The sequence below is a fragment of the Pelomonas nitida genome (assembly GCF_043555975.1).
GTDB classification, from domain to species: Bacteria; Pseudomonadota; Gammaproteobacteria; order Burkholderiales; family Burkholderiaceae_C; genus Pelomonas; species Pelomonas nitida.
Map to the genome: position 1 here is coordinate 75,579 of NZ_JBIGIA010000020.1, position 16,436 is coordinate 92,014.

Annotated in this window: 16 protein-coding genes; 3 read left to right on the forward strand and 13 right to left on the reverse strand. The window is 70.6% G+C overall.

Annotated features, from left to right (window positions below):
* Positions 1-21 precede the first annotated feature (21 nt).
* Positions 22-279, forward strand: coding sequence for a hypothetical protein (locus ACG00X_RS21040; protein ID WP_394491204.1), 258 nt, complete (start codon positions 22-24; stop codon positions 277-279).
* Between the two features lie 408 nt (positions 280-687).
* Here ACG00X_RS21040 and ACG00X_RS21045 read toward each other — a convergent pair whose 3' ends face one another.
* From ACG00X_RS21045 to ACG00X_RS21100, 12 genes are all read right to left on the reverse strand, one after another.
* A complete protein-coding gene (locus tag ACG00X_RS21045) occupies positions 688-1,596 on the reverse strand; it encodes a hydroxymethylglutaryl-CoA lyase (protein WP_394491206.1) in 909 nt (302 codons plus the stop codon).
* Complete coding sequence (locus tag ACG00X_RS21050; RefSeq protein ID WP_394491208.1) at positions 1,593-2,066, reverse strand: hypothetical protein; 474 nt, start codon at positions 2,064-2,066, stop codon at positions 1,593-1,595. Before ACG00X_RS21050 ends, ACG00X_RS21045 begins: the two co-directional genes overlap by 4 nt.
* A gap of 8 nt (positions 2,067-2,074) precedes the next feature.
* The gene (locus tag ACG00X_RS21055) at positions 2,075-4,069 is read right to left on the reverse strand and encodes an acetyl-CoA carboxylase biotin carboxylase subunit (RefSeq protein ID WP_394491210.1); all 1,995 of its coding nucleotides are present in this window, start codon (positions 4,067-4,069) and stop codon (positions 2,075-2,077) included.
* A 106-nt stretch (positions 4,070-4,175) separates the two neighbouring features.
* Complete coding sequence (bioB, locus tag ACG00X_RS21060; RefSeq protein WP_394491212.1) at positions 4,176-5,219, reverse strand: biotin synthase BioB; 1,044 nt, start codon at positions 5,217-5,219, stop codon at positions 4,176-4,178.
* Positions 5,216-5,902 (reverse strand): dethiobiotin synthase, encoded by a 687-nt coding sequence (gene bioD / locus ACG00X_RS21065; protein WP_394491214.1) that lies wholly within the window; start codon positions 5,900-5,902, stop codon positions 5,216-5,218. The genes bioB and bioD overlap by 4 nt, the downstream gene beginning before the upstream one ends.
* Positions 5,899-7,113, reverse strand: a complete 1,215-nt coding sequence (locus ACG00X_RS21070; RefSeq protein WP_394491216.1) for an 8-amino-7-oxononanoate synthase — start codon at positions 7,111-7,113, stop codon at positions 5,899-5,901. The genes bioD and ACG00X_RS21070 overlap by 4 nt, the downstream gene beginning before the upstream one ends.
* Positions 7,100-8,464, reverse strand: coding sequence for an aminotransferase class III-fold pyridoxal phosphate-dependent enzyme (locus ACG00X_RS21075; RefSeq protein WP_394491218.1), 1,365 nt, complete (start codon positions 8,462-8,464; stop codon positions 7,100-7,102). The genes ACG00X_RS21070 and ACG00X_RS21075 overlap by 14 nt, the downstream gene beginning before the upstream one ends.
* 13 nt (positions 8,465-8,477) lie before the next feature.
* A complete protein-coding gene (locus ACG00X_RS21080; RefSeq protein ID WP_394491220.1) occupies positions 8,478-8,978 on the reverse strand; it encodes a hypothetical protein in 501 nt (166 codons plus the stop codon).
* Between the two features lie 5 nt (positions 8,979-8,983).
* Positions 8,984-9,772: an enoyl-CoA hydratase/isomerase family protein gene (locus ACG00X_RS21085; RefSeq protein ID WP_394491222.1), complete on the reverse strand. Its 789-nt coding sequence runs from the start codon at positions 9,770-9,772 to the stop codon at positions 8,984-8,986.
* Complete coding sequence (locus ACG00X_RS21090) at positions 9,769-10,983, reverse strand: alpha/beta hydrolase family protein (RefSeq protein WP_394491224.1); 1,215 nt, start codon at positions 10,981-10,983, stop codon at positions 9,769-9,771. Before ACG00X_RS21090 ends, ACG00X_RS21085 begins: the two co-directional genes overlap by 4 nt.
* Positions 10,980-11,510, reverse strand: coding sequence for a GNAT family N-acetyltransferase (locus tag ACG00X_RS21095; protein WP_394491226.1), 531 nt, complete (start codon positions 11,508-11,510; stop codon positions 10,980-10,982). Before ACG00X_RS21095 ends, ACG00X_RS21090 begins: the two co-directional genes overlap by 4 nt.
* A complete protein-coding gene (locus tag ACG00X_RS21100; RefSeq protein WP_394491228.1) occupies positions 11,510-13,117 on the reverse strand; it encodes a carboxyl transferase domain-containing protein in 1,608 nt (535 codons plus the stop codon). The genes ACG00X_RS21095 and ACG00X_RS21100 overlap by 1 nt, the downstream gene beginning before the upstream one ends.
* A gap of 202 nt (positions 13,118-13,319) precedes the next feature.
* Between ACG00X_RS21100 and ACG00X_RS21105 the strand changes: the two genes are divergently transcribed.
* Positions 13,320-13,775: a (2Fe-2S)-binding protein gene (locus ACG00X_RS21105; protein ID WP_394491230.1), complete on the forward strand. Its 456-nt coding sequence runs from the start codon at positions 13,320-13,322 to the stop codon at positions 13,773-13,775.
* A 10-nt stretch (positions 13,776-13,785) separates the two neighbouring features.
* Positions 13,786-16,011: a xanthine dehydrogenase family protein molybdopterin-binding subunit gene (locus ACG00X_RS21110; protein ID WP_394491232.1), complete on the forward strand. Its 2,226-nt coding sequence runs from the start codon at positions 13,786-13,788 to the stop codon at positions 16,009-16,011.
* A 58-nt stretch (positions 16,012-16,069) separates the two neighbouring features.
* Here the strand turns inward: ACG00X_RS21110 and ACG00X_RS21115 are convergent, their stop codons facing one another.
* The gene (locus ACG00X_RS21115) at positions 16,070-16,270 is read right to left on the reverse strand and encodes a heavy-metal-associated domain-containing protein (protein WP_394491234.1); all 201 of its coding nucleotides are present in this window, start codon (positions 16,268-16,270) and stop codon (positions 16,070-16,072) included.
* Positions 16,271-16,436 lie beyond the last annotated feature (166 nt).

The following is a 16,436-nucleotide window of genomic DNA, read 5'->3' on the forward strand; positions in this document are numbered from 1 at the left end:
CAGGCGTTGGGGCAGGAGTAGGTGCTGGCGTCGGCGCAGGCGTTGGTGCAGGAGTGGGTGCTGGCGTGGGCGCCGGAGTGGGCGCGGGCGTTGGGGCCGGCGCAGGAGTGGGAGCAGGCGTCGGCGCTGGCGTTGGGGCCGGAGCAGGTGTCGGCGCCGGCGTTGGCGCAGGAGTGGGCGCTGGTGTCGGTGCTGGCGTGGGAGCCGGCGTGGGCGCCGGTGTCGGGGCCGGAGCAGGCGTCGGCGCGGGAGTGGGGGCCGGTGTCGGCGCTGGCGTAGGAGCCGGAGTGGGGGCCGGAGCGGGTGTCGGAGCCGGTGTTGGCGCAGGGGTGGGGGCCGGCGTAGGCGCGGGTGCAGGCGCTGGCGTCGGGGCCGGGGTTGGCGAAGGAGCTGGCACCGGAGCTGGCACCGGAGCTGGCACCGGAGCCGGCGAAGGTGCGGGTGTAGGTGCGGGTGTAGGTGCGGGCGCAGGTGCAGCAGGGCCTGGGGTGGCTGCGTCGGTATTGCCGCCGCCGCAGGCGGTCATCAGCGCCGCTAGGCTCAGGCTGGCGCCGATGCGTACGGCACTCTTGCGGTTCACGCGTGTCATCTCATTCCTCCGAGGGCGCGATGTTCGCTGCCCGCGGCGGTTGCCGAGGGTTGCAAACTCCCTCAGTCGTGACGAGTGGTATCCCGCGCGCTGCCCGCTCAGGTGCGCCGTTTGGCCAGCACGGCCCGCGCGACGCGCGACACCGGCTCGCGGCCCAGCGCCTGGGAGATGAAGGCGCCGGCGTCGACCAGCTTGTCGAGGGCTATGCCGGTCTCGATGCCCAGGCCGTTCAGCATGAAGACCACGTCTTCCGTGGCGACGTTGCCCGTTGCACCCTTGGCGTAGGGGCAGCCGCCCAGCCCGGCCACGCTGGCGTGGAAGCTGTGCACGCCCAGCTCCAGGCTGGCGTAGATATTCGTCAGCGCCTGCCCATAGGTGTCGTGGAAGTGGCCCGACACCTCTTGGCGAGGGAAGTGCTTCAACGCCCGTTCCATCGCCGCCTGCACCTTGCGCGGCGTGCCGACGCCGATGGTGTCGGCGATGTCGATGGCGTCCACGCCCAGCGCGCGCAGCGGCTTCACGACGGCTTCCACTTGGTCGGCGGTGATCTCGCCCTCATACGGGCAGCCCAGCGAGCACGACAGTGCCGCGCGCACCTTCACGCCGGCCGCGTGCGCGCCCTCGATGACGGGCGCGAAGCGCTCCAGGCTCTCGGCGATGGAGCAGTTGATGTTCTTCTGCGTGAAGGCCTCGCTGGCCGCCGTGAAGACGAGGATCTCGTCGGGCTCGCTCGCCAGCGCCGGTTCCAGCCCCTTGAGGTTGGGCACCAGCACCGAATACCGCACGCCCGGCTTGCGCGTGATGGCCGCCATGACGGCCGTGTTGTCGCCCATCTGCGGCACCCACTTCGGTGACACGAAGCTGGTGACCTCGATCTCCTTGAGCCCGGCATCCTGCAGCAGCGCGACGAGCTGCGCCTTGTCGGCCGTGGCGACGCTAGCCTTCTCGTTCTGCAACCCGTCGCGCGGGCCGACGTCGAGGAGCTTGACGTGGGTGGGTAAGTTCATGGGGAGCCCTCATCGAGATCCATGAAATCGGTGGGCAATGCGGCCAGGGCGTAGCCCAGCAGCAGCGTGGCTGCGCTGGCGAGCCACAGCCAGTAACCGAGGCCATAGACGTTAAACATCCACTGAGTGGCGTTCTCGTCAACCATGACGGTGGGGTCAACAAGAAAGCGAAGCATCAATGCCAGCGCCAGCAGCGTCGAGGCCGCCCCCAGCTTGTGCTTGCCGGTGACGAACCCCAGCCAGCCGCCGAGCAGTGCAGGATTGGCCAGCCAACCCAGGTTGCCGCCCACCAGCACGCCGTACCAGCCAACCAGCAGCACGAAGTAGGCTGGCGTTCCCTTCACCGTGCCACTCGACTTGAACCCGTATGCATCGTTAAACAGGCATGCGACGAACAGCAGCATGCTGAGCACCAGCGCAAGGTGCGGTGCGTAACGGAAGAACGCGGTGGCGAGTGGCCGGTTCGACATGGCGGGGCTCAGGCTTCGAGGCGTAACAGTTCGGCCCCATCGCCCACCTGATCGCCCACGGCGAACAGCAGCTCGGCCACGGTGCCGTCGCGCGGGGACGAGATGGTGTGCTCCATCTTCATCGCCTCCATGACGGCCAGTGGCTGGCCCTTCGTGACGGTATCGCCGGCCTGGGCGAGGAAGGCGATGAGCTTGCCCGGCATGGGCGCGGTAAGCCGCCCGCCCTCGGCGGCGCCGTCACCGGCGTGGGCAATGAGGTCCACCTCGGTCAGTACGGTCGAGCCGTTCGCGGCGAAGACGGCCACGCGCTCGCCCTGGGCGTAGGTCTTCACGCGGACGCGCTGCAGCTCCGATCCATTGCCGAGGAAGAGTTCGTGCGTTTCAGCATCGGTCGACCGCACGGCGAACTCGATGGCTTCGCCGTCGACCGTCAGCGTCATGCCGCCGCGGTGGTGGCGGGACAGCAGCACGGCGTGATGGGTGTCGCCCGTGGCCAGGTCGAAGCGGCGCGAGGCGGCACCGAACAGGCGCCAGCCATCGCGGGCGCTCCACGGGTCGCTGCCCTGCGTGCCAGCTTCCACGGCCAGTGTGTGGGCGACGACGGCGGCGGCCGACACGCGCAGCGGCAGGCCGGACTGGTTGAACAGCTGGGCCTTCTCGCGCTCGATGAGGCCGGTGTCGAGGTCCGCCTTCGAGAACGAGTCGGTCGCCGCACAGCGGCGCAGGAAGGCCACGTTGGTGTGCAGGCCGGCGATGTGGGTGTCGCGCAGCGCGGCGTCGAGGCGGGCCAGCGCCTGCGCGCGGTCTTCGCCCCAGACGATGAGCTTGGCGATCATCGAGTCGTAGAACGGGCTGATCGCATCGCCTTCGCGCACGCCGGCATCGATGCGAACGTCGCCACGTTGGAAGGCGACGTGAGAAGGCCAGCGCGCCACGTCCAGCGTGCCGGTGGCGGGCAGGAAGCCGCCGTCCGGGTTCTCGGCGCAGATGCGGGCCTCGATCGCGTGGCCGCGCATCGCCAGCTGCGATTGCTTCAGCGGCAGTGGCTCGCCCGAGGCCACGCGCAACTGCCACTCCACCAGGTCTAGCCCGGTGATCGCCTCCGTCACCGGATGCTCGACCTGCAGCCGCGTGTTCATTTCCATGAAATAGAAGCGTCCGTCTTGTTCCGCGATGAACTCGACCGTGCCCGCACCGACATAACCAACCGCCTTGGCGGCGGCCACCGCCGCCTCGCCCATCTGGGCGCGGCGCTCCGGCGTCATGCCGGGGGCCGGCGCTTCCTCCAGCACCTTCTGGTGGCGGCGCTGCACGGAGCAGTCGCGCTCGAACAGATAGACGCAGTTGCCCAGCGAGTCGCCGAACACCTGGATCTCGATGTGGCGGGGCTTTTGCACATAGCGCTCGATGAGCACCGCGTCGTCGCCGAAGCTGTTGATGGCCTCGCGCTTGCACGAGGCCAGCGCGGCGTCGAACTCGTCGGCGCTGTAGACCGCCCGCATGCCCTTGCCGCCGCCACCGGCGCTGGCCTTGATGAGCGCGGGGTAGCCGATGCGGCTGGCTTCGCGCTTGAGCAGTGCGGGGTCTTGATCGGCACCGTGATAGCCCGGCACCAGCGGCACGCCGGCCTGCTCCATCAAGCGCTTGGATTCGGCCTTCAGGCCCATGGCCTGGATGGCACTGGGCGGCGGGCCGATGAAGACGAGGCCGGCATCGGCGCAGGCCTGGGCAAACGCCTCGTTCTCGCTGAGGAAGCCGTAGCCGGGGTGCACGGCCTGCGCGCCGGTCTGCTTGGCGGCGGCCAGGATGCGCTCCCACTGCAGATAGGAGTCGCGCGGCGCGGGCCCGCCGATGTGGACGGCTTCGTCGCAGGCCTGCACGTGCTGCGCGTCGCGGTCGGCGTCGGAATAGACGGCGACCGTCTGGATGCCGAGTCGGCGTGCAGTCGCCGCCACCCGGCACGCGATCTCACCGCGATTGGCGATCAGGATCTTGTTGAACATGGTTTGTCTCCTCAGCCGTCTTCTTGTGGATTCGGGATCGGGGTGCGCCGCCGGCCGGTGGGCCGTCGGCGCATGTGCTCGCAGGCAGCGAAAGGTGTCGCGGCGCTCAGTGCGCCCGGCAGACCTCGACCTTGGCGGCCGCCTCGGAGGGCGTCAGCTCGGCCTCCGTCGCGCAGCGCATGCCCAGGCGTGCCAGCAGCGCGCGGTCCTTCTCGGCCTGCGGGTTGCTCGTGGTCAGCAGCTTGTCGCCGTAGAACATGGAGTTGGCGCCGGCCAGGAAGCACAGCGCCTGCATGGTCTCGGGCATCTCCTCGCGGCCGGCGGACAGGCGCACCATGGCGCGCGGCATCGTGATGCGGGCCACGGCGATGGTGCGGATGAACTCCAGCGGGTCCAGCGGCGCGGTGCCGGCCAGCGGCGTGCCTTCCACCTGCACGAGGTTGTTGATGGGCACGCTTTCGGGGTAGGGGTCGAGGTTGGCCAGCTGCACGATGAGGCCGGCGCGCTGGCGGCGCGTCTCGCCCATGCCGACGATGCCGCCGGAGCACACCTTCATGCCCTGCTGGCGCACGCGGTCCAGCGTGTCCAGGCGGTCTTGATACGTGCGGGTCGTGATGATCTGGCCGTAGAACTCGGGCGAGGTGTCGAGGTTGTGGTTGTAGTAATCGAGCCCGGCACTTTTGAGCTGCTCGGCCTGGCCGTCTTCCAGCATGCCGGCGGTCAGGCAGGTCTCCAGGCCCAGCGCCTTGACCTCGGAAATCATCTCGCCGATGGCCTCCAGGTGGCGGGGCTTGGGCGAGCGCCAGGCGGCGCCCATGCAGAAGCGCGTGGCGCCGTTGGCCTTGGCGGCGCGGGCGGCTTCCATCACTTCTTCCAGCGGGATCAGCTTCTCGGCCTTCAGCCCGGTGTCGAAGTGGGCCGATTGCGGGCAGTACTTGCAGTCTTCCTCGCAGCCACCGGTCTTGATGGACAGCAGCGTGGACAGCTGCACGGCGTTGGCGTCGAAGTGCTCGCGGTGCACCTGCTGGGCGCGGAACAGCAGGTCGTTGAAGGGCAGCTCGAACAGCGCGGCGACCTCGGCGACGGTCCAGGGCTTGGCCTGACGGCGGTCGGCGTCGGTGGTGGGCGTGAGGGTCTGGATCTGGTTCATGCGAGGAGCAGGGCTGAGATGTCGAGGCGGGCCGGCGCGTCGTGCAGGGCGCCGCCTTCGGGGAATCGGGGCAGGTGGCCGAGGCAAGGGGCCTTCAGGCCGGCCTGCAGCGCGGCCAGATTGTCGGCCACATGGGATTGATGGGTGTCGACCGTGTTGGCGACCCAGGCCGCCAGCGTCAGGCCGCGGGCGCGCACGGCCTCGGCCGTCAGCAGCGCATGGTTGATGCAGCCCAGCCGCAGGCCCACGACGAGGATGACGGGCAGGCCGAGTTCGACCGCCAGGTCGGCGGTGTCCCAGCTGCCGGCCAGCGGCACGCGGAACCCGCCGACGCCCTCGATGAGGGCGATGTCGCCCTTGGCGGCCGTGGCGCGGATGGCGCCCAGCAGCGGCGCGGCGTCGATGGTGCGGCCTTCGAGCCGCGCGGCGATGTGCGGTGCGCAGGGCTCGCGGAACTGCAGCGGGCCCACTTCGGCGTCGGCGAGGCCGATGTTCTGCGCGGCCTGCAGCGTGGCCACATCCTCGTTGACCCAGCGGCCCTCGACGAAGTCCTGGCCGGCGGCCAGCGCCTTGATCGCGGCGACGCGCAGGCCGCGCGCCGCGAGGGCACGGGTCAGCGCGGCCGTGACGAAGGTCTTGCCGATCTCGGTGTCGGTGCCGGTGATGAAGAAGCCTCGGCTCATGCAGCTTGCTCCTGTGTGGCGGCGGCGCGGTCGAGCGCCGTCAGCAGTGCGTCGACATCGGCGGCGGTATGCGTGCCGCACAGCGTGATGCGCAGCCGCGCCGTGCCGGCGGCGACGGTGGGCGGGCGGATGCCGGGCACGCGCAGGCCGGCGGCCTCCAGCGCGGCGGCCAGGGCCATGACCTCGGCGTTGCCGCCGACGATCAGCGGCTGGATGGGCGTGGCGGCATCGGTCAGCGACCAGCCCAGGCGCGGGTGGCGGTCGATCAACGCCAGCAGCCCGTCGCGCAGCTGGGCCTGGCGGGCGACGAGGTTGGCGCGGCGCGTGGCGCCCAGCGGCCCTTCGATCAACGCGAAGCTGGTCAGCAGTGCGTGCTCGATGGCCGGCGGCGAGGCGGTGGAGAAGATGAAGTTGCGCGCCGCCTGCAGCAGGTACTCGACGATGGTGGCGTGCGCCGCAACGAAGGCGCCGGCCAGCCCGGCGGCCTTGCCCAGCGTGCCGACGAGGATGAGCCGTTCGCTGCGCAGGCCGAAATGTTCCAGCGTGCCACGGCCGCGCTCGCCCAGCACGCCGAAGCCGTGCGCGTCGTCCACCACCAGCCAGGCGTCGAACTCGTCGGCCAGCGCCAGCAGCTGCGGCAGCGGCGCGAGGTCGCCGTCCATGCTGAACACGGCATCCGTGACGATGAGCTTGACCTTGGCCGTGCTGGCGGCCAGCAGCGTGCGCAGCCCGGCCACGTCGGCATGGCCGTAGCGCGTGACGCGGGCCTTGGCCAGCCGCGCGGCGTCGATCAGCGACGCGTGGTTGAGCTGCTCCGAGAAGATCTCGGTGTGCTCGTCGCCCAACGCGGTGACCACGGCGAGGTTGGCCATGTAGCCGGTGCAGAAGCCGATGGCGCGGGCCTCGGGGATGTGCGGCGCGTACCAGCGGGCCAGCGTGTCGGCTACCGCCTCGTGCGCGGCGCTGTGGCCGCTGACCAGCGGCGACGCGCCGGAGCCGCCGCCCCAGCGGCGGGCGCCTTCGGCCAGCGCATCGGCCAGCGCCGGTTCGGCGGCCAGGCCCAGGTAGTCGTTGGAGCAGAACATCAGCAGCTCGCGGCCGTTGATGGTCTGGCGCGGCGCAGTGCCGGTGTCGGCGGTGCGCAGCTTGCGCGTGAGGCTCTGCGCCGAGATGGCGGCGAGCTTGGCGCTCAGGTGATCAAGCAAGGACATCGTTCAAGGTTTTCGACACGGCATCGGCCAGGAAGGCCGCCGTCGCGTCGTCGATCAGGTAGGGGGGCATCAGGTAGACGGTGTTGCCGATCGGTCGGATCAGCAGCTCGTGTGCGCGGGCCTTCAGGTGGAAGGTCTCCGCGAAGCGCGGGGGGGCGTCGGCCACGTCGAAGGCCAGGATCATGCCGCGTTGGCGCAGGTGCGTCACGCGCGAGGCCAGGGGGGCGAAGGCGCGGGTCAACGCTGAAGCCTGGGCGCGGTTGTCGTCGAGCTGGCCGGCGTCGAAGCGGTCCAGCACGGCGTTGGCGGCGGCGCAGGCCAGTGGGTTGCCGGTGTAGGAGTGCGAATGCAGAAAGCCCCGCGTGACGTCCTGGCTCCAGAAGGCCTCGAACACGTCGTCCGTGGTGAGCACCAGCGACAGCGCCATCGTGCCGCCGGTGATGCCTTTGGACAGCAGCATGAAGTCGGGCCACTGGGACTGTGAGCCCCCACGCTCGGGGGTACCCAAGCTGCCCCCCGAGGGCGCGCGGCCAGCTTGGGGCGGCCCGGCGCTGGCCAGTGCTTGCTCCCAGGCGAAGAAGGTGCCGGTGCGGCCGCAGCCCACGGCGATCTCGTCGGCGATGAGGTGCACGCCGAACTCGCGCGTCAGCGCGCGCAGGCCGCGCAGGTACTCGGGCGAGTACATGACCATGCCCGCCGCGCCCTGGATCAGCGGCTCGACGATGACGCAGGCGATCTGCGCATGCCGCTCGGCCAGCAGCGCGCGCATGGCGGCCAGCGCCTCGGCCTCGTTGGCGAGTCGCGCGTCGGGCGACATGACGATGTGGGCGCGCATCAGCAGCGGGTCGTAGGCGTCGCGGAACACCTGCACGTCGGTCACGCTGAGCGCCCCGAGCGTCTCGCCGTGATAGCTGTTCTTGAGACAGACGAACTCGCGCTTGGTCGTTTGGCCGCGGTTCTTCCACGCATGAAAGCTTTGCTTGAGCGCGATCTCCACGGCGCTGGCGCCGTCGCTGCCGAAGAACATATGGCCCAGCGCGCCGCCGGTGCGGGCCGACAGCCGCTCCGCCAGCCGCACGGCGGGCTCGTGCGTGCAGCCGGCCAGCATGACGTGGGGCAGCGTGTCGAGCTGGGCCTTGATGGCGTCGTGCAGCGCGCGGTCGCTGTGGCCGAACAGGTTGACCCACCACGACGAATTGGCGTCGAAGTAGCGGCGGCCCTCGGTGTCGATGAGCCAGGGGCCGTCGCCACGGGCGATGGGCAGCGGGGGCACGTCGGCCAGGCGGGCCATCTGCGTGCAGGGGTGCCAGACGGCGGCGCGGCTGCGTTGGGCGAGGTCGGGAGCGGTCATCGGACAGGCGGGGTCAGGGCAGGCGCGGCTTGAAATGCGGCACGGTGGCGTTGAACAGGGCGATGGCGGCGGCGCGGTCGGGGCCGCCGGCCATCATGAAGTGCAGCAGCTTGCGCGGCGTGGCGTAGCCCAGGTAGAGCGCCGTGCGCTCGCGGGGCAGCTCGGCCGCGAACGACATCTCCAGCGCGGCGCCGCTGCGGTGGGGGCGGATCTGCTGCTGCAGTGTCTGCCAGGGGCCGAGGCCGTCGGTGGGCAAGGCCTGCAGGCGGTCGCGGATGACCTGCTCGGCCAGGGCCTGCAGGTCGTCCGCGCCGCTCGCGATGAAGTCCACCGACACGATGAGGGCCGCGTCGTCGTCGGGCGAGCGGAAGGCCACGGCGTTGTCCTGCTCGTGCGCGAGCGGCTGCCAGGGCGGTGGCAGGTTCAGTTCGAACTCCGAATAGACATAACCGAGCTGCTGCTCGGCGTCGGCCGGCGGCGGGGGTGTCAGCGAGACGGTGTAGCGGTAGCGCATGGTTGTCAGTCGGGTAGCCAGCCCGGCTTGCGCTTGGCCAGGAAGCTCTGCACGCCGTCGCGTCCCTCGGCGCTGGCGCGGATGTCGGCGATGCGGCGGGCCGTGTCGTCGCGCAGTTCGGGCGTGACGGGCCGGCCGGCCACGTCCTTCACCAGCTGCTTGCAGGCGCGCACGGCAGCCGGGCCGTTCGTGGCGAGCGCGGCGACGAACTCGTCGACGCGGGCGTCCAGCGCCTCGGGCGCGACGACCTCGTGCACGAGACCCAGGCGCCGGGCCTCGTCCGCCGAGAAGCGCTCCGCCGTCAGGAAGTAGCGCCGCGAGGCCTGCTCGCCCAGGGCCTGGACGACGTAGGGGCCGATGGTGGCCGGCAGCAGGCCCAGCTTCGCTTCCGACAGGCAGAAGCCCGCGGTGTCGGCGGCGACGACGATGTCGGCGCAGGCCACCAGGCCCACGCCGCCGGCATACGCATCGCCCTGCACACGGGCGATGACGGGCACCGGGCAGCTGTAGATCGCCCACAGCATGTCGGCCAGCCGCGTGGCGTCGGCATGGTTTTCGTCCCAGCTGTAGTGGGCAAAAGCCTTCATCCAGTTCAGGTCGGCCCCGGCGCAGAAGGCCTTGCCCTCGGCGGCCAGCACGATGGCGCGTAGCGTGGCGTCCTGGCCTAGCGCTGTGAAGGCCTCGGTGAGTTCGGTGATCAGTTCGGCGTTGAAGGCGTTGCGGACGTCGGGGCGGTTCAGCGTGACGCGGGCCAGCGTGCCGTGGCGGGTCAGCGTGAGATGCGGGTAGCTCATGGAGCGCTCCTCACGACGGCCTCGTCGACCGCGTGGACATGGCAGGTGGTGGCCGGCGTGCCGTTGGGCTCGGTGCGGATGTTGCGTTGGCAGAACGCCAGCGCGCGGGACAGCGTGTCGTCGCCCGACGCAAAACCCCAATGGCCGGCGCCGTCCAGCGCGTAGGCGCGCGGCAGCTTGGCCTCGAGGAACTTCTGGAAGCCGCTGCGTTGGCCGGCGGTGGCGCCGGCCGGCGCGCTGGCCTCGCCGTTCAAGGGCTGCAGCGGCGCCGGCTGGGCCAGCTGCCCCGGGGTGGTGAAGCCGAGCGGCGCCAGGAAGGCGTCGGCCAGCGGCTGCCACACGTCGTTGCCGGTCGTGAACAGCTTGTGGCCGTCCTCGCCATGGGCAGGCAGCAGCCGCAGCTCCACCGCGCCACCGCCTGCGGCATAGGCGTCGGCCCAGCGGCGCGCGTGGCGGGGGCCGAAGTAGCGGTCGTTCTCGGCGTAGATCCACAGCGTCGGCGTGGCCGGCTTCACGCTGGCGTTGGCCTCGCCATAGGCGCGGAACAGGCGGCGCAGCTGCTCCGTCTGGCAGGGCTCGCCGGGGTGTTCATCGGGGTTGCCGCCGTGGCCGCCGGCAAAGTTGATGGCGGCGATCTGGCCGGGCACGTGGGCCGACGTGGCCGCGACGGTGGCGATGCCGCCGACCGACACGCCCACCAGCACCGTGCGGCTCGCGTCGATGTCCGGCAGCCGGGCCATGAAGGCGCGCACGGTCAGGATCTGCTGCGCCGCCGCCTGCAGCGCCGCGCCGTAGCGGGGCTGGGTGCACGACACACTGGTTTCCGGGTCGCCCGCCTCGGCCAGCTCGCCATAGCCCAGGCGCAGCGGCACGGCCACGGCGAAGCCCTTGCGGACGAAATAGCGCGCGGCGGATTCGTAGCGCTGGCGCTTGTAGTCGGCGCGCTTCTCCGAGTTGCGGCCGTGGCTGATGATGACCAGCGGAAACGGGCCCGGCCCGACCGGGCGGAAAGTGGTGACGGGCAACTCGCCCTCGGCGAGCTTGCCGAACGAGTCCTCCACACGCGCCGGCACGCGCACGACGGCCTCGCGGATGTCGGCCTGCAGCCGCTCCGGCTCGGGGGCGGCGGCCGGCTGCGCGGTGAGCGTGCCGGGTGCCGCGCACGCGGTGATGGCGGCGAGCAGCCAGGCCCGGGTGAACCGCCGCGTCATGCGGCCGCCTTCGCCGCGAGAAGCTTGACCATCAGCACGCTGGCGTAGGTTTTGCCGGCCCATTGCACGTCGCCGACCTGCACATAGCCGCGCCGGGCGTAGCGGCGCAGCAGGTGCTCGGCCGGCCGCGCCGTGTCGAGCGCGATCTGCGCATAGCCCTGTGCGGCAGCCCAGGCCTCGGCGGCGTCCATGAGCCGCTCGCCCAGATGCTGGCCGCGCTGGCTCGGGTGCACGGCCAGCTGGGCCAGGATGGCCGTGTCGGGCTGCGTGTAGCAGGCGGGCACCGGGTCGCCCAGGTACTGGCCGTCGGCCGGCTTGGGCGGGCAGACGGTCACGGTGCCGACGAGCTGCCCGTCGAGGTCGGCCACGAAGGCCTGGCCGTGGGCCACGCGCTCGCGGGTGACCGCCACGCTCTGGTTCACGGCGGTGAAGTTCCAGCCCTGGGCGGCCAGCGAGGCGTAGGCCGCGTGCAGCAGTGCGGTCAGGGCTTCCAGCGAATCGCTGGCGTGAAGCTGTCGAATGTTCATCACATGCGGAACACGCCGAACTTGGTGTCGGGGATGGGCGCGTTCAGCGATGCGCTCAGTCCCAGCGCCAGCACGCGGCGCGTGTCGGCGGGGTCGATGACGCCGTCGTCCCACAGCCGGGCCGATGCGTAATAGGGGTGTCCCTGGTCTTCGTACTGCTGGCGGATGGGCGCCTTGAAGGCGTCCTCCTCCTCGGCGCTCCACTGCCCGCCCTTGGCCTCGACGGCGTCGCGGCGGAGGGTGGAGAGCACGCTGGCCGCCTGCTCGCCGCCCATCACGGAGATGCGCGCGTTGGGCCACATCCACAGGAAGCGCGGCGAGTAGGCGCGGCCGCACATGCCGTAGTTCCCGGCGCCGAACGAGCCGCCGATGATGACGGTGAACTTGGGCACCTGCGCGCAGGCCACGGCCGTCACCATCTTGGCGCCGGCGCGCGCAATGCCTTCGTTCTCGTACTTGCGGCCCACCATGAAGCCGGTGATGTTCTGCAGGAACACCAGCGGGATCTTGCGCTGGCAGCACAGCTCGATGAAATGGGCGCCCTTGTTCGCGCTTTCGGCGAACAGGATGCCGTTGTTGGCGACGATGCCCACCGGCATGCCCTCGAGGTGGGCGAAGCCGCACACCAGCGTCGTGCCGTAGCGGGCCTTGAACTCGTCGAACTCGCTGCCGTCGACGAGGCGGGCGATGACCTCGCGCACGTCGAAGGGCTTGCGCGTGTCGGTGGGAATCACGCCGTGCAGCTCGGCGGGGTCGTGGAGGGGCGGGAGCGACTCGCGGGTGGCCAGCGGGTTGGCCTTGCGCCAGTTCAGCCGCGCGACGGACTGGCGGGCGATGGCCAGCGCATGGGTGTCGTTGTTGGCCAGGTGGTCGGCCACGCCGGAGAGCCGCGTGTGCACGTCGCCGCCGCCCAGGTCTTCGGCGGTGACGACCTCGCCCGTGGCGGCCTTCACCAGCGGCGGGCCGCCCAGGAAGATGGTGCCCTGGTTCTTGACGATGATGGTCTCGTCGCTCATGGCCGGCACATAGGCGCCGCCGGCCGTGCACGAGCCCATGACGACGGCGATCTGCGGGATGCCGTCGGCGCTGAGGTTGGCCTGGTTGAAGAAGATGCGGCCGAAGTGGTCGCGGTCGGGGAAGACCTCGTCCTGGTTGGGCAGGTTGGCGCCGCCGCTGTCCACGAGATAAATGCAGGGCAGGCGGTTCTGCGCGGCGATCTCCTGCGCGCGCAGGTGCTTCTTGACGGTGATGGGGTAGTAGGTGCCGCCCTTGACGGTGGCGTCGTTGCAGACGATGACGCACTCCACACCCGACACGCGGCCGATGCCGGCCACCACGCCGCCGCCCGGGGCGGCGTTGTCGTACAGGTTCAGCCCGGCCAGCGGCGCGATCTCCAGGAAGGGCGTGCCCGGGTCCAGCAGCAGCTCGACGCGCTCGCGCGGCAGCAGCTTGCCGCGCGCGGTGTGCTTGGCGCGGGCGGCCTCGCCGCCGCCCTGCGCGATCTGCGCGAGCCGCGCGTTCAGGTCATCGACGAGCGCACGCATCGCGTCGGCATGGGCCTTGAAATCGGCCGCGCGTGGGTTGAGCTGGGTGGTCAAAACCGGCATGGGGTCTCCTCGGGTCTTGTCATCGGGCCGTTGGCGCTTGTGGCGCCGCCGGCCTCATTTGTTGAGTAGCTCGCGGCATTCTCGGGCATGGCGGCGGCGGGCCTCGCCGCGGCGGGAGGGTAGGGGGCGGGCAATGCCTGACTGTTGTACGGGGTCTGGCCATCTGGCTAGAGTCGCGGCCTTCCACACCCGGAGGCCCCCGATGATCAACCTGACCGTGAACGGTCGCGCCGTCGCGCTCGACGCCGACCCCGATATGCCGCTGCTTTGGGCGGTCCGAGAAGAACTGCAGCTCACCGGTGCCAAGTTCGGTTGTGGCGCCGCCCAGTGCGGCGCCTGCACCATGCATGTGGCGGGCAGCCCCGTGCGCGCCTGCCTGACGCCGATTTCGTCGGTGCAGGGCCCGGTCACCACCATCGAAGGCGTGGCGGGCGACAAGGTCGGCCAGGCCGTGCAGGCGGCCTGGGTCGCGCATGACGTGGCGCAGTGCGGCTACTGTCAGAGCGGCCAGGTCATGAGCGCCGTGGCCTTGCTCAAGAGCAACAAGAAGCCCACCGACGCGCAGATCGACGAAGCCATGGCCGGCAACATCTGCCGCTGCGGCACCTACACCCGCATCCGGGCCGCCATCCATGCGGCCGCGGCGCAGCTCGCTTGAGGAGCCCGACATGCTGAATCCGAGACGCATCGACCAAGCGCTGACGGGCGGCCTGTCCCGTCGCGCCTTCGTCACCACCACCGTCGGCGGCGCCGTCGGCCTGGCACTCCTGCCCGGCGTGTCGCTGGCGCAGGACGGCAAGGCCAAGCCCGGCAGCAAGCCGACCGAGCAGCCGCTCGCCTTCGTCACCATCGCGCGTGACGGCACCACCACCATCCTGTGCAACCGCATGGACATGGGCCAGGGCATCGAGACCGGCCTGGCCATGATCTGCGCCGAGGAGCTGGAGGCCGACTGGAGCAAGGTTCGCACCGGCTTCGGTGACCAGAAGGGCGCCTATGTCGACCCGCTGTTCGGCATGCACCTGACCGGCGGCTCCAACTCGGTGAAGAACAGCTACCAGCAGTACCGCGAGCTGGGCGCGCGCACCAAGGCCATGTTGCTGGCCGCAGCCAGCGAGAGCTGGGGCGTGCCGGCGTCGTCGCTGAAGGCCGAGATGGGCGTCATCAGCGGTGCGGGCAAGACGGCCGGCTACGGCGAGTTCTTCGACGCCGCGATGAAGCAGGCGGTCCCCGAAGCCGTCACGCTGAAGGACCCCAAGGCCTTCAAGCTCATCGGCCAGCCGACCGGCCTGGTGGTCTCCAAGGCCAAGAGCACGGGCACCCAGGCCTATGGCATGGATGTGCAGCTGCCCGGCATGGCGGTGGCCGTCATCCAGCGTCCGCCGGTGTTCAACGGCAAGATCGCCAAGCTCGATTCGGCCGAGGCGCTGAAGGTCAAGGGCGTGAAGGCCGTGCTGCCGATCACGCTGGACCGCGGTGGCCAGGGCGTGGCCGTCGTCGCCACGGGTTACTGGGCCGCCAAGAAGGGCCGTGACGCGCTGAAGGTCGACTGGGACCTGGCCGGCGTCGGCAAGCCCGACACCACAGCACTCACCCAGCAATACCTGGCGCTCGCCAAGACGCCCGGCACGCCGGCACCCAAGCCCGAGTTCCAGGCCGACGTGAGCGCCTGGGCCAAGGCGCCCAAGAAGATCACGGCGGACTTCGTCTTCCCCTACCTGAACCACGCGCAGATGGAGCCGCTGGCCTGCACGGTGGACCTGCAGGCCGACCGCTGCGACGTCTACTACGCGTCGCAGATGCCCGGGCTGGACGCGATGGCGCTGGCCAAGGCGGTGGGCCTCAAGCCCGAGCAGGTGCAGATCAACGTGCAGATGGCCGGTGGCGGCTTCGGCCGCCGGGCCACTCCCGCCTCCGAATGGCCGCGCGAGGCGGCTGCCGTGGCCGTGGCGCTGGCCCAGGCCGGCCAGCGCATGCCGGTCAAGGTGATCTGGAGCCGCGAGGACGACGTCAAGGCCGGCTACTACCGGCCCATGACCGTGCACCGCGCCGAGATCGGTTTCGACGCCAAGGGCAAGATCATCGGCTGGCAGCACCGCATCGTCAGCCAGAGCATCCTGAAGGGCTCGCCGCTGGAGGGCTTCGGCTACCAGAAGGGCGTGGACAACACGACCACCGAGGGCATGCGCGAGCCCTACGAGTTCCCGATGAACCTCAGCGTGCACCACCCGGACGTCAACGTGCCGGTGCTGTGGTGGCGCTCGGTCGGCTCCACGCACACCGCCTACGTGATGGAGACGCTGGTCGACGAGATCGCGTTCGCCACCAAGCAGGACCCCGTGGCCTACCGGCTCAAGTTGATGGAAGGCAACGCCAAGGCGGCGCGCCACCAGCAGGCGCTGCAGGCGGCCGTCGACAAGAGCGGCTATGGCAAGCGCAAGCTCAAGCCCGGCCAGGCCTGGGGCGTGGCGGTGCACGAGAGCTTCGAGTCCGTCGTGGCCTACATCGTCGTGGCGAGCATGAAGGGCAAGGGCAAGGACCGTCAGCCGGTGCTGCAGGAAGTGCATGCCGGCGTGCACTGCAACCTGTGCGTGAACCCCAAGGCCGTCGAGACGCAGGTGCAGGGCGCGGCCATCATGGCGCTGGGCACGACGATGCCCACGCACCGGGTGACGTTCAAGGACGGTGTCGTCGAGCAGAACAACTTCTACGACATGGCCATGCCGCGCATCACCGACGCGCCCAAGGTCATGACCGTCAGCATCGTCCCCAGCAGCGAGCCGCCCAAGGGCATGGGCGAGCCTGGCCTGCCGCCGCTGGCGCCGGCCCTCGCCAACGCGGTGGCACGCCTGACCGGCCAGCGCCAGCGCGAGCTGCCGTTCAAGTTCGCCTGAGTTCGGCGGGCATCGAGAGGGCGGGCCTGCGGGCCCGCTTTTTTTGTGGCGCCGGCGCTCAGGCTTCCGGGGCCGGCGGGTAGCCGGCTTCGGCCAGCGCGGCGGACAGCGTGTCGCGCGGCAGCGTGCTGTCGACCTGGGCCGTGCGGGTGGCCAGGTCGACCTGCACGCCGGCCCGCGCGTCCGCCTCCTTCAGCGCCTGGGTGACGGCGGCCACGCAGTGGCCGCAGCTCATGTCGGGCAGGTTGAACCGGTACATCGTGGGGGCTCCTGAGATAGCGCAAGGCGGGCGGGCATCCTAGTCCAGCGAATCAGTGAAATCGGTGGTGCGTGAGCCCCTGGCCAGCCGCAATCAAGGCGCAAGCGCGCAGGCGTGTAGGCACCCGGCAAGCGCTTGCAACGCGGAGTGCGGCTGGCCAGGGACT

Coding starts and splice junctions, on each gene's coding strand:
- ACG00X_RS21045 (WP_394491206.1), bottom strand. CDS start 1,596: ATGAACTTACCCACCCACGTCAAGCTCCTCGACGTCGGCCCGCGCGAC.
- ACG00X_RS21050 (WP_394491208.1), bottom strand. CDS start 2,066: ATGTCGAACCGGCCACTCGCCACCGCGTTCTTCCGTTACGCACCGCAC.
- ACG00X_RS21055 (WP_394491210.1), bottom strand. CDS start 4,069: ATGTTCAACAAGATCCTGATCGCCAATCGCGGTGAGATCGCGTGCCGG.
- bioB (WP_394491212.1), bottom strand. CDS start 5,219: ATGAACCAGATCCAGACCCTCACGCCCACCACCGACGCCGACCGCCGT.
- bioD (WP_394491214.1), bottom strand. CDS start 5,902: ATGAGCCGAGGCTTCTTCATCACCGGCACCGACACCGAGATCGGCAAG.
- ACG00X_RS21070 (WP_394491216.1), bottom strand. CDS start 7,113: ATGTCCTTGCTTGATCACCTGAGCGCCAAGCTCGCCGCCATCTCGGCG.
- ACG00X_RS21075 (WP_394491218.1), bottom strand. CDS start 8,464: ATGACCGCTCCCGACCTCGCCCAACGCAGCCGCGCCGCCGTCTGGCAC.
- ACG00X_RS21080 (WP_394491220.1), bottom strand. CDS start 8,978: ATGCGCTACCGCTACACCGTCTCGCTGACACCCCCGCCGCCGGCCGAC.
- ACG00X_RS21085 (WP_394491222.1), bottom strand. CDS start 9,772: ATGAGCTACCCGCATCTCACGCTGACCCGCCACGGCACGCTGGCCCGC.
- ACG00X_RS21090 (WP_394491224.1), bottom strand. CDS start 10,983: ATGACGCGGCGGTTCACCCGGGCCTGGCTGCTCGCCGCCATCACCGCG.
- ACG00X_RS21095 (WP_394491226.1), bottom strand. CDS start 11,510: ATGAACATTCGACAGCTTCACGCCAGCGATTCGCTGGAAGCCCTGACC.
- ACG00X_RS21100 (WP_394491228.1), bottom strand. CDS start 13,117: ATGCCGGTTTTGACCACCCAGCTCAACCCACGCGCGGCCGATTTCAAG.
- ACG00X_RS21105 (WP_394491230.1), top strand. CDS start 13,320: ATGATCAACCTGACCGTGAACGGTCGCGCCGTCGCGCTCGACGCCGAC.
- ACG00X_RS21110 (WP_394491232.1), top strand. CDS start 13,786: ATGCTGAATCCGAGACGCATCGACCAAGCGCTGACGGGCGGCCTGTCC.
- ACG00X_RS21115 (WP_394491234.1), bottom strand. CDS start 16,270: ATGTACCGGTTCAACCTGCCCGACATGAGCTGCGGCCACTGCGTGGCC.